At 51.6% G+C, this 11,724-nt stretch carries 11 protein-coding genes; 5 read left to right on the plus strand and 6 right to left on the minus strand.

Annotated features, from left to right (window positions below; all coding sequences use genetic code 11):
* Positions 1–38: 38 nt before the first annotated feature.
* On the plus strand, positions 39–1,250 hold the full coding sequence (locus tag ACUN9X_RS13775) for a D-amino acid dehydrogenase (protein ID WP_445473457.1): 1,212 nt from the start codon (positions 39–41) through the stop codon (positions 1,248–1,250).
* Positions 1,251–1,291: 41 nt separating this feature from the next.
* Complete coding sequence (locus tag ACUN9X_RS13780; protein WP_445473458.1) at positions 1,292–3,007, plus strand: protein adenylyltransferase SelO; 1,716 nt, start codon at positions 1,292–1,294, stop codon at positions 3,005–3,007.
* Positions 3,008–3,050: 43 nt separating this feature from the next.
* Here the strand turns inward: ACUN9X_RS13780 and ACUN9X_RS13785 are convergent, their stop codons facing one another.
* A complete protein-coding gene (locus tag ACUN9X_RS13785) occupies positions 3,051–3,503 on the minus strand; it encodes a DUF1499 domain-containing protein (RefSeq protein WP_445473459.1) in 453 nt (150 codons plus the stop codon).
* Between the two features lie 530 nt (positions 3,504–4,033).
* On the opposite strand from ACUN9X_RS13785, the gene ACUN9X_RS13790 reads away from it, so the two are divergent.
* Complete coding sequence (locus tag ACUN9X_RS13790; protein WP_445473460.1) at positions 4,034–4,222, plus strand: hypothetical protein; 189 nt, start codon at positions 4,034–4,036, stop codon at positions 4,220–4,222.
* Between the two features lie 220 nt (positions 4,223–4,442).
* On the opposite strand, the gene ACUN9X_RS13795 is transcribed toward ACUN9X_RS13790, so the two are convergent.
* A complete protein-coding gene (locus tag ACUN9X_RS13795) occupies positions 4,443–4,751 on the minus strand; it encodes a type II toxin-antitoxin system Phd/YefM family antitoxin (RefSeq protein ID WP_445473478.1) in 309 nt (102 codons plus the stop codon).
* 412 nt (positions 4,752–5,163) lie between these two features.
* Here ACUN9X_RS13795 and ACUN9X_RS13800 point away from each other — a divergent pair, with 412 nt between their 5' ends.
* Positions 5,164–5,436, plus strand: a complete 273-nt coding sequence (locus ACUN9X_RS13800) for a hypothetical protein (RefSeq protein WP_445473461.1) — start codon at positions 5,164–5,166, stop codon at positions 5,434–5,436.
* Between the two features lie 151 nt (positions 5,437–5,587).
* Positions 5,588–7,498, plus strand: coding sequence for a DUF262 domain-containing protein (locus ACUN9X_RS13805; protein ID WP_445473462.1), 1,911 nt, complete (start codon positions 5,588–5,590; stop codon positions 7,496–7,498).
* A 99-nt stretch (positions 7,499–7,597) separates the two neighbouring features.
* Here the strand turns inward: ACUN9X_RS13805 and ACUN9X_RS13810 are convergent, their stop codons facing one another.
* The 4 genes from ACUN9X_RS13810 to ACUN9X_RS13825 form a co-directional block, all read right to left on the minus strand.
* Complete coding sequence (locus tag ACUN9X_RS13810; RefSeq protein ID WP_445473463.1) at positions 7,598–7,840, minus strand: hypothetical protein; 243 nt, start codon at positions 7,838–7,840, stop codon at positions 7,598–7,600.
* Between the two features lie 324 nt (positions 7,841–8,164).
* Positions 8,165–9,673 (minus strand): TniQ family protein, encoded by a 1,509-nt coding sequence (locus tag ACUN9X_RS13815; protein WP_445473464.1) that lies wholly within the window; start codon positions 9,671–9,673, stop codon positions 8,165–8,167.
* A complete protein-coding gene (locus ACUN9X_RS13820; RefSeq protein ID WP_445473465.1) occupies positions 9,670–10,641 on the minus strand; it encodes a TniB family NTP-binding protein in 972 nt (323 codons plus the stop codon). Before ACUN9X_RS13820 ends, ACUN9X_RS13815 begins: the two co-directional genes overlap by 4 nt.
* Positions 10,634–11,533, minus strand: a complete 900-nt coding sequence (locus ACUN9X_RS13825) for a hypothetical protein (RefSeq protein WP_445473466.1) — start codon at positions 11,531–11,533, stop codon at positions 10,634–10,636. The genes ACUN9X_RS13820 and ACUN9X_RS13825 overlap by 8 nt, the downstream gene beginning before the upstream one ends.
* Between the last annotated feature and the right edge of the window lie 191 nt (positions 11,534–11,724).

The raw sequence follows: 11,724 nt of genomic DNA on the forward strand, positions 1-11,724 counted from the left end.
TGTAGAAAGGAAACCTTGGGGCGCCGTTAGGAGAGTTTATGAGACGCATCGCAGTTATTGGCGGTGGTATTACGGGTATTACCACCGCTTACACTCTGGCCAAGCGCGGCCTGGATGTCACCGTTTACGAAAAACATCGTTATGCGGCAATGGAAACCTCTTTTGCCAATGGAGGTCAGCTTTCAGCTTCGAATGCCGAAGTCTGGAACAACTGGCAAACCATCAAGAAAGGGATGAAGTGGATGCTGCGCAGTGATGCGCCACTTCTGGTCAACCCCAAGCCATCCTGGCACAAGCTGAGCTGGTTCGCAGAGTTTATTGCAGCGATACCCCACTACGAAAAAAACACCACCGAAACTGCCCGAATGGCCATCGCAGCCCGTCAATATTTATTCGAATGGGCTCAGGAAGAAGGCATCGATTTTGACCTGAAGAAGCAGGGCATTCTCCACATCTACCGCGACAAAGCAGGATTCGATCACGCCGCCCACGTGTCCAAGCTACTGGCGGCGGGAGGCCTGGAACGTCGCGCGGTGACGCCTGACGAGATGAGCGCGATCGAGCCCACACTCGCGGGCACCTACTACGGTGGCTTTTTCACCGAAAGCGATTCCACCGGTGATATTCATAAATTCACCAACGGCCTGGCCGATGCCATCGTGCGCCAGGGCGTGAAAACCAACTATGGCCACACGGTAACGGAGCTGAGCGCAGACCCAAAAAACGCCTGGGTTACCGCTCATGACGGTGAGCAGCAGCATCGCGAAACCTTTGATGGTGTGGTGATGTGCGCAGGCGTTGGCAGTCGGGCACTGGCTGCAAAACTGGGCGATCGGGTTAATATTTATCCGGTAAAAGGTTATTCCATCACTGTCGGGCTGGACGATGAAGCCTCCCGGAAAGCGGCACCAACCGTCAGCCTTCTGGATGACGAAACCAAACTGGTGACCAGCCGCCTCGGCGACGATCGCTTCCGCATCGCCGGAACAGCGGAGTTTAACGGCTACAACAGAAACATCCGGGATGATCGTATCCAGCCACTGACCCGTTGGGTCGAAGAATGTTTCCCTGGCGTCAGCACTCGCCGCGTCGTGCCTTGGGCCGGCCTGCGCCCGATGTTACCGAACATGATGCCAAGAGTCGGTGGCGGACGGTTGCCCACTGTGTTCTACAACACCGGTCACGGACACCTTGGCTGGACACTATCGGCCATCACCGCTGAGATGCTCGCTGACGAAATAGCGGGTTGAGAAGGCGATGGCGGTATCCAGATTTCAGATGTGGAGTCCTTATGCTTGAGCAACCGCCCAGGAGCGCGCACGCTATTGTCACGACGCTAGACGACCTCGCAACATTGGCAGACTATTCGTTCGTCGACGCGCTCAACTGCGACCCTGAGGGGAATACAAACGGAGCCGATCACGCGCCGCGACAGGTCTTCTCGGGCCATTATGTTCCGGTCAGTCCTACGCCCATCGAAAACCCCGAATACGTCGCGCACGGCAAAGAGCTGTTTCGTGAACTGGGATTCGCCGACAGCATGGCGCAATCGGGGGACTTCGTGCGTATGTTCTCCGGCGACTTATCGGGCGTTCCGCAGCCGATGCGCAAAACCGGGTGGGCGTGTGGCTACGCACTGTCGATCTACGGCACCGAATACATCCGGCAATGCCCGTTCCAGACCGGCAACGGATACGGCGACGGTCGCGCCATATCGGTATTTGAGGGCGTCATCAACGATCAGCGCTGGGAAATGCAGCTAAAAGGAGGAGGGCGCACACCTTACTGCCGAGGCGCGGACGGCCGGGCGGTTTTGCGCTCCAGTGTGCGGGAGTTTCTGGCACAGGAGCACATGCACGCGCTGGGTGTGCCAACGTCACGGTCTCTGAGTCTGTACGTGTCTAAAACCGAGAAAGTCAGGCGCCCCTGGTACTCGGAGGGCTCACGCTCAATAGATCCGGACGTGCTTATACCCGAGCCAGTTGCTATCTCAACGCGTGTTGCACCGTCGTTCCTCCGGGTCGGGCAGCTCGAGCTCTTTAGTCGTCGTGCCCGCAATGAGGAACACCCACAGGCGATGGAAGAGCTCGAGAAAATCGTCTTGCACCTGATTGATCGTGAGTACCATGACGTTATCGACCGGAACCTGCCCGTCACTGAAAAAGTGGTGTTGCTTGCACGTGCTTTCCGCAGTCGATTGACGTCGCTTGTGGCGAACTGGATCCGTGTCGGCTACTGCCAGGGCAACTTCAATAGCGACAACTGTGCGGCCGGCGGCTTCACGCTCGACTATGGCCCCTTTGGATTCTGCGATGTGTTTGATCCGCAGTTCCAACCCTGGACGGGTGGGGGGCGTCACTTCTCGTTTCTCAACCAACCCATGGCGGCAGAACGCAACTTTCATTCGTTTTGTTCAGCGTTGCGGCCGCTATTGGCAACGCATCAAGAGAGTCTGCAGCAGCTAGACGAGATTCAAAGTGAATTCCCGAAGCTGATGCAAGCTCAACTGGAGACGATGTGGGCTGCCAAACTGGGACTTGATGCGTTTGACGCAGACCTGTTCCGTGAGCTGGCAACGCTGATGATGCAGACGCCCGTTGATTACACCATTTTCTTCCGGGAACTCTCGCTCGTGCCTGACGACATTGGCCCACTCAAGAAAAGCTTCTACAAGGGCTCAACTTATGTTGCAGACCCCGAAGCGATAGAAAAGCGCTGGTCAACGTGGCTCACAAAATGGCAATCACTCACTCGAACGATCCCGCGCGAAGAGCTTTCCAGTCAGATGAAGCGCGTTAACCCAAAGTACAGCTTGAGGGAGTGGCTCGTTGTACCTGCTTATAAGCAAGCGGCAGCCGGGGATTACACCTTGCTGCGAGAACTGCAGAACGTCATGACGCAGCCATATTCCGAGCAATCGAAGGACATAGAAGAGAAGTTCTACAGGCTGAAGCCATCGGCGTATTTTGAACTTGGTGGATCGTCGCATTACAGCTGTTCGTCGTGACGGTCTAGAACCCGAAATCCACGTTGGCTTGGCACGGCAGGTATCAATCCACGGCAATACCGCGCTCCACAAGCTGACTCCGCAGCAATTCGACCCTGCGCCGATTCACGCCCATATCGTATAATCCGAAGAGCGATTGCGATCGGACGTTCAAGCGCTGCATGTCCGCATCGACCAGAACTTCAAGATAATCCGGGAAGCCAAACAAATCGCTGTAGCAGGTGATGTCCGCATAACCGAAGCGGGCGTCGTTAATCGACGCTCCAGGTAGTTGCAAAGCTTCAGCTTTGATAATCGCCCATGAAGATTCATTTAAAGGCTCCGCCAACCGAATAGGTTCTATAGCGTAAAGGCCAACGGTGGATGAACTCGACACGCAGTTCAGAAAAGGCGGGCAGCTATCCAGAGTAAAATCGGTTCCCGCGGGCGGTACGTTGCCAGTTGACGCGCATCCCGAGAGAATAAGCAGTATTGAGAGTGCCATAAAGTGGCGCATGTTTGGGTAAGGCTCCGTGTTAAAGACGTCATGATGGAAGCGAGATCGCGTGATAATTTTGCATTACGGGTTAGACGACGGCAGAGATCACTAGACTGGCTCGATAATTAACCGCTTATTTTTACACAAAGCACTAAACAAGAATTAGCTCAGGCGCTGAAATGGCGAGCCGAAGGCGGGTTGTTTGCTGTTTTATACTTTGTGTACTCGCATACTCTATATGTTAATTTCAAATGACTGTAAGACTTGCGACTTCCAGAAATCAGAGGTTTAGGAGAGGGTTTTCAATTGCGAGAATTTGAAGTTCAAATTCTTCTTGAGATTTTGTGCCGGTTTTTCAAAATAAGGTAAGACTTATTTTCAAAGTGTGCTGTAGGCGTCTGATTTAATTATTTAAATTTTAGTATTTTATAGCAGCGCGCGCGGCAACTGTAAAGGGCGAGGTGTTTTATTTAGGGTTCAGGTAACAGAACAAAAAGAAGCGAATTTTTGGGCTACAATGACGACATCTAAATTTGATGGTGATCGTTATGGGCGATAACACTGGAAAGGAAAGCAGAGAGGATGATCATCCGAAGGAAGCTGTTCGCACTGGAGAACAGAAAACCTTCAGAGGCAAGTTCCGGGTGAGCGCTGCCCGACTCAAAGAGATCGGAAAGGAAGGCAGTCGCCGTATGGAGGCTCTGGATGCGGATGACATTGGAAAATACTCGGAGTAAGTAAGGAGTTCGGGCTTTTCAGAGCGTAACTGAGCGTCAGGCATTCAGCATGTGCTAACACGATTGCAGCACGAGTTTGCAGGCAAACTTTGAGTGCTCATTATGGTGATTGGCAGGTTCCTACCTGCATCGGTTTGTTTAGGCGGTACTGCCTGTATGCGATTCCCCCCTTGTTCGTGAGGGTATTTAGAAAGGGTCACTTCGGTACCAAAAATGAGTATCAATGATCGTTGTCACGCAGAGCACCGATTGCCTTACTTGCGCTTTCGCCAGCCGGACGTAGGGATCTCCTGAGTTCAGATCGATCAGGGAATATAACTGATTCCTGTACAGCGGGGATCATCCGAGCGGCAGGCTTGCCGTGACGTAAAATGACGATTTCTTTCCCGGAAGCCACGGCATCCACTAATTTGGCGAGTTTCTCTTGTGCTTCCAGCACACTACACCCTCCGAATTTAGATTCACCAATAGCAACAGTGCAGATGTGAATGCTGTGAAAGGAGGCATCCACACACGTCACGCAGCGCACGCTAACAAATAAGGTTAGGCCACGGTTCGATACTTTGCTGGAGCAAATGGCTACGATATCACCAAGCGAGGCGAGTCCATTCAGTTCTGAAAGCCGCAGCAAGCAACCTAAAAGTACTGAATTTATTAATGGCCAGAAACAATAAGTTAGCCGGTAATTTCCATAAAAAGTGCTAAGTTCGTCGTCCGACTCACTAGACCCGATTCTTCCATCCTTGGGTGGACGTAAAACGGGGTCAGGGTCAGGAAGATAACTAACTTGTGCAAACGCCCCGGCCCGTTCTTTGCAGCTAATTTACCGCAGGTAAAGGATTCGTCAGTCCAGAAATCTTTGAACTGACCTCCGTTTGAGACTGGGGTGTGTCGGGCCCTACAGTGGCTCAAGCGCAAGGACATTTCGGGAGACCTCGACCATGGTTCGCAAAAAACGGGTGGACCACAAGGAGGAGGGCCTCTTTGAAGGCAATCTGGAGCGTCGAATCAAGGAAATTCTGGATCCGGGGTATTTCAATATCTTTGAGCAGCAAATGTCCCGGTTTCTGGACCAGAAAACTCGTCAGCACATGGCCGACATGCCGAATTATTCCAAAGGTGTCATCAAGGCGGTGGCGACGCACCAGGAAGAATCGCTCAATGGCATTAAACGAGGACCGAAGGAAATGAACCCTAAAGAGCTGGGACTCTGAAGGTACCCCCATCCCGGGTCGCTGACATGCGCTCCTGTACGGGTCGATACCATCAGTTTCTGGTGTCGGACCGATCACCTATTCCGTTGATATGGCCTGTAAAACCCTGTAGAAATTATCGCTCACTGGAGCTGTCTTCAAAGGGTGCACAATGGAATTACAAAGCCTGAACAACATCTTTAAAGAGCGCATTCTTCGCATTCCCGACTTTCAGCGGGGGTATGCCTGGACCGAGCAGCATCTGGAAGATTTTTGGGAAGACCTGCTCTTGCTGGAGCCGGAACGGGTTCACTACACCGGGGTCATTACCCTGGAGCCGGTACCGGAAAGAATCTGGTCGAAGTGGGAAAACGACCACTGGTTGATCCAAGACGTGGACTACAGCCCCTTCTATGTCATAGACGGCCAGCAACGACTCACGACGTCGATGATCCTCATCAAAGCCATCATCGAGACGGTTCCTGAAGGCGAACTGTTGGCGTATCAATCCATTGACACCATTCTAAAGAAGTTCATCTTGCTGAAAGCCGATGACAAAATCAGAGAATCCTTCATATTTGGCTACGAAAAAGACAACCCAAGTGATGAGTTCCTGAGGACCCGCATCTTTGGCATGCACTCGCATTCCGACCAGCAACAGGAAACGCTTTACACTCGCAATCTTCTGAATGCCAAGCACTATTTCAAACAGAAACTGTCCGGCCTGTCGTTCGAAGAAGTGGTCGTACTCTTCAAAAAGGTGACTCAGAGGTTCAAGTTCAACCTTTATGAGATCAGCGACGAGATTGATGTCTTCGTTACTTTTGAGACGATGAACAACCGAGGGAAATCGCTGACCAGCCTGGAGTTGCTGAAAAACCGTCTGATTTACCTGTCCACCCTGTTCAGGGAGAACACGGGTAAGGAAAAGCTCCGGACCAATATCAACGACGCCTGGAAGACGATGTACGAATACCTCGGGAAGAACCCGGAAAACCCTCTGAGTGACAACGTATTCCTGAGGAATCACTGGACGATGTACTTCAAGTACAGCCGAAATCGAGGGGACGATTACATCAAGTTCCTGCTGGATGAGAAGTTCAATGCGCGAAACGTCACGCACCCCAAGTCCGAGCAGGTTGAACTCAAGATTGAAGAGATTTCCGACTATGTGAAAAGCCTTCAACAGTCGATTGTGCACTGGTTTTACATGCACAACCCCCACCATGCCCAGGCGAGCGTGCTAACCAACGATCAGAAGACTTGGCTGGAGCGCCTGGATCGCTTGGGCTTCACCTCCTTTAAACCCCTTATTCTGTCGGCCTTCGTCTCTCGCCAAAACCCGCAGATGATTACCGAACTGCTCAAGGCGGCGGAACGCTATAACTTCACCCTCTTCAACATCAGCCAGCGGCGTGCACGAACGGGCGATACCGAGATGTTTAGCATGTCTCGGGAACTGCTCAATGGGCGGCGAACCATCGAAGGGGTGGTTGAGGCCATCAAGAGCAAGAATGAGCGCTTCTATGACGCCAACAAGTTTCTGGATCAGATCAAGGAACGCTACGAGTTCGATGGCAAGGGTTTCTATCAGTGGGATGGCCTGCGGTATTTTCTTTACGAGCACGAGCAATGGCTCCGGGAGAAGGGCAAGCAGACAACCAGTAAGCTGAGCTGGGCCGTTCTGAAGGCCAATAAGGGCGACTACGTCACCTTGGAGCACATCTACCCGCAAACGCCGGATGACCCTTACTGGCAGGAGCGCTTCGGCTATCTGGAGGGTAGGCAGCGAAATTACCTGACCCACTCGCTGGGCAACCTTCTGCCACTTTCCCGCGCCAAAAATGGGTCGTTGCAAAATGCCCGCTTTCCCTTGAAGGTCAATAATGGCAATGGGGTCGGATATTACAACGGCTCGGTATCGGAAAACGAGGTGGCTCAAGCCCTAGAGTGGTCGCCCAAGGAGATTCGCAAGCGCGGCCTGGATTTGCTTCGGTTCATGGAGCGGCGCTGGAACATCGAGTTGGGCGATGAGGCTTTCAAGGAACGCCTGCTCCATCTGGATCAAGTGCCAATCGACTGAGGGTAACCCGATAGAGCAGATCTATAGGCGAAAATGCACCTTGATCACATCAGATCGATATTGAAATTTCAAAGGTGGGTTATTCGGGTTCTAACCTATTTATCGCTTCTCTCCATGGTCTTCCATGAAATCTTCTGAAACACCTTTTCCGTCAAACCACGCATCCCAGTCCTCTGGATCAGTAACTGGGTCCGTGGGTCGCTCGAATTTCTTCACAGACCCTTTCAGTCTCTCCAAGGGCTCGGACTCTTGGGGAAGCAGCTCTCCCAACTCGTCCGAGTGGGCTCCGAAGGCATCTAGGTCTTTGAGTAACTCCTGCTCTGTTGGTCGTTTCTTTTGCATGGGAACCTCTCGTTTCAAGATTCTTTTCTAGTGTACCAGACTGGTAAATCCACGGACCCACCACCAACAGGCTAAAGGCGAAATCACCGAACGGTTAGGGTCAACGATCGTTATGAACGCTAAAGCTGGAAAAATGCAGAGATAATGATTATGCAAAGGGATATAGCAAGATCTGGAAACAGAAAACGTTCAGGGGGAATCGTGCTCGATTCGAGTGGATTGAAAAGGACAAATATGCGGTATGGAGAATCTCGGCCCTGAAGATTTGAAGCAAACTTTGACCTAGCGTATCGACTTTACATAGAGCCTTAGCTTATCGTTTTCTCATTGGGCACCACGCGAACCTCCATCCAAGCTATCAAGATATTCTAGATAGGATGCGCCAGTAATTACGTCTCGGCCACCGATGACCCAATCCACACACTCCAGCCTTCCGGCTGAAACAAGTGACATCAGCCTGCCTTTGCCGCAATGCAGAGCGGCCATCACGCGATAACACTCGAGATTTCCAGAACATTGCGTCCGTAACTCCGCTCCCAGCCATTTATCAAAAGTATTCTCGTCAATTTCAATGGTCGGCACGTTGTTCGACCAGAACAGACGCCCTTTAACCTCTCTCGACCAAACGGCGGCCAACAGGCGACCATAACTGGTTAAATTACGGTCTAACCGGACGTCGTTCATCGAAACCAAGGTAGAAGCTCCGCTGTCATTATTCTGGCCAACTAATTCGGACAGGCAATGAAGGTCTCTAATATCGAAAATTTGCTGCCTCACTACATGGGTATTATTCAAAGGAGTGATGCAGTGATTCTCAAGGCAGTAACGAAGCTCGGTCATGGGAATGCCAATTACCTGAGCAAGCCCCCGAGCATCGATTTGATATTCTAAATCGCGGATCGCCCGGTCCCAATTGAGTTGAACTCTCTTGTTGGTCACAAACTCACTTTTATCTTCTTCAAGTAAGATTTCGGGCATATCCCCTGGTGGGTTAGTTGCCAGGGATGCTGAGCCCTTCATAGGGGGAACTTGAGCAAGCCTCTGGCTGAGTGATAACTCAAAGCCCAGCGGTTCATTTCTTTCAGCTCGCTTTCGGATGATTTCACTTCCAGAACAGGGGTCCTGAAGGAGTTGATAAGCAGTGCTGGCAACTCTCCAGAGATTCGAAGTCGCCGGGAATCGGTTCAGAGGAGCAATCATTGAATCGAAGGGCCTAGCAACCAACATGATCGCCGCGGAAACTTCTCGAAGGGCATCTGCGGCTCCGAGCGATTCTTCAGTTAATTGAGTCCACAAATTCATCTCAAAGTCAGAGATTTGTTGATGAGGGTTCTTTTGCGAATCCCAAGGCGTTTTGCAATTGGGACACTTACGCAAAAGCTCCGAAGCCCACGGTAACCGACTTTGACATGAGGGGCATGTATCGATCAGGGGTGCACGGTGAACGGGGCAATGAGCAAGGTGCCCCAAACTCCAGCGCCAATCCAAAAACTCATTCTCTAACAGGCAATCAATACAGAAGCGGGGCGTCGAAACTCGGAGATCACGAACCATTCGAATCGGGTCTTCGATTCCTTGAACTGTGTGTTGGTGCTCGAATTGCTGGGCCTCTGCTTCGCAATCCCGACCTAAGCGCTGCGAAAGCCCATCCATGATCTCGCCAACGTGAGAGAGCGACCAACGCTCGGGCTTGCCACGATTCGATACCTTGCTGGAGCAGATGGCAACAACCTCATCGAGCGAGACGAGTCCATTGAGTTCTGCGAGCCGCAGCAAGTACCCTGAAAGACCTTCTCCACCCGCAGGGTATGGACGAACGCCAAACCGCCTCATAGCGCCTCCAGATGGTTTTTAACCTGCTCATCCTTTGCAACGAATGGGTTAAAAGTCTCGCCGAGATTATTGTCCAGAAAAATGGCTTCGTATCCTTGGGCCCAATTGTGTTTTGTGAGCGGAGCACTGATATCGGTACGATCCAGCGTGCTGGAAATCAGTTCGCTGATAGCCCTCGGCAAGCCGAGGGTGGCGAGGTAAACTCGGGGAAGCATAAACTCCGATGCGAGAGCGATGCTGTTAATTCCTTCTTGTTCCAAGCGACGGTCATAAGCCTTCAGATAATCACGCAGCTCTAAGACCGAAGTTTTGTCCGCAATTGAGAACGGACGCAATTCGAAGCGATTCTTTGCAAACCGCTGTCGGATTTCGTCGTGTTGAACAAAAGTTTTGAGGCCTTCTGGCAACCCGGTGAGCAAGCAAGAAAATTTGCAGTCATCCATCAGCGTCTTGAGGAGGTTGAGCACATTTCGGGTAGAAATGCGTGCCTGCTCACTCAGGAGATGCTGGAATTCATCGATTACAAGCATCTGAACACCTTGCTCTGCAACCAGCTTGTGAACCCTCTTCAGCAGTGTGGTTGAGTTGCCCGAAAGTTTGACGTGGTTTGCCGCCATTAGGATTTGCTGGAGCAGACCGTTGTAGGTTGGACGCCCTGACAAGCGAACTTTAAGAATCGGTAGCTCGGTCAGCTGATCTGTTTCAAGGTCTGGCCTGGAGGCATAGTAAGCAGCAATGTAGGTGTCGACGGCTCGACTCTTTCCGACCCCGGTCAGGCCCGTCAAGATCATTCCAGCCCGCTCTGAACCGTGCATGGAGTGCGCATATCGAATATTCGTAAGCGCTTCTTTGAATTTTGGATACAAGATCGACGACTCTTGAATCCGCCTGGTTACCTCTCTCTCTTGAGTCTGGGTAATCGCATCAAAGAGTTGCGACAGAGCCTCTACACTGGTTTTCTTAGACAACGTCGTAGCCCTCGTCGTTGGAATTTTCGTCAGCAAGTCCCTCCAGTAATGTTCCGGCATCCGGTTCCGAACCCGATCCTGATGTTCTGGCTCGATTGGAATCGCGCAGTGAATGAACACCTTTGGTCATCTCTGAAAGGTTGGCCTTGGTGCTTTTCCTCCTTGTCGCTTCTCTTGTCTGCTTTTGGCTCTGCTTATCCGCAGCGAGTAGTTCGGGATCGCCGTCTAGGGACGATTTTCGGACACGTGATAGAGGTTTCTTGTCCAGACGGATGGCATCCCATTCTCGCAATGCCATACCTGGATGGATTCTTCGATCGGTCGCAAAGACAGGAAAGCGTTCATTGGTCTCAGGGTCTCTTACCGAAACCGAATAAATATCGTTCGGTGTGAATTCGCACTCCACACGTGGTTCTTTCCCGAGCTTTTTTAGAAAGCCGTAGATAGACTTCAGCCTTTTGTCAGGATCGTTGTACCTGGCATTGTTGACGGCGATGCCCAAGTGCCCCTCATCTCCGGAGATTTTCGGGGTCTTTTTTTCCCCGTGAGTAAGTTTGACCCGGGTAAACAGCTCATCGGGAATTGCCGGTGGGAACAACTTCGCATTCTCGGACCATACCTGGTGAGGAGTCTGCCAGTTGAGACCCTCGTGTTCGTTTTGGTGATAGTCGTCAACAATCCACTGGGTGAGTTTTCTTTTTACTTGATCAAGTGTTAACACAGCCTGTTGTTCGATGGTTGCATCCGAGGGTTGATTGCCAGGTGTTTTGGGAACGTATCCGGGGAGGCGAGAGGCAAATTGCGCTCGTACCGTTTTGTTGAACGACTCGATAAAGGGTTTCTTTTCGCCGGAGAATGTTGGGGCAATAGAAGAGCCAGCATTGAGATGCAAGAGAAATGAGTGGGTTTCGATTGCCTTGTATCCAGGCCCACCGTCACTTACTACATTCTTGAGGTGTAGTGGTCAACTAATCCCGGACAGTATTTTAAGGTTTTCCTCAGCTGCAACGGGCGGAATGCCATCGTTGAATGCGTGAGGTCGCTGCCGGTTGTAATAGTCCATCAGATAGCCACCCACATCTT

Source organism: Marinobacter sp. V032, assembly GCF_052645435.1.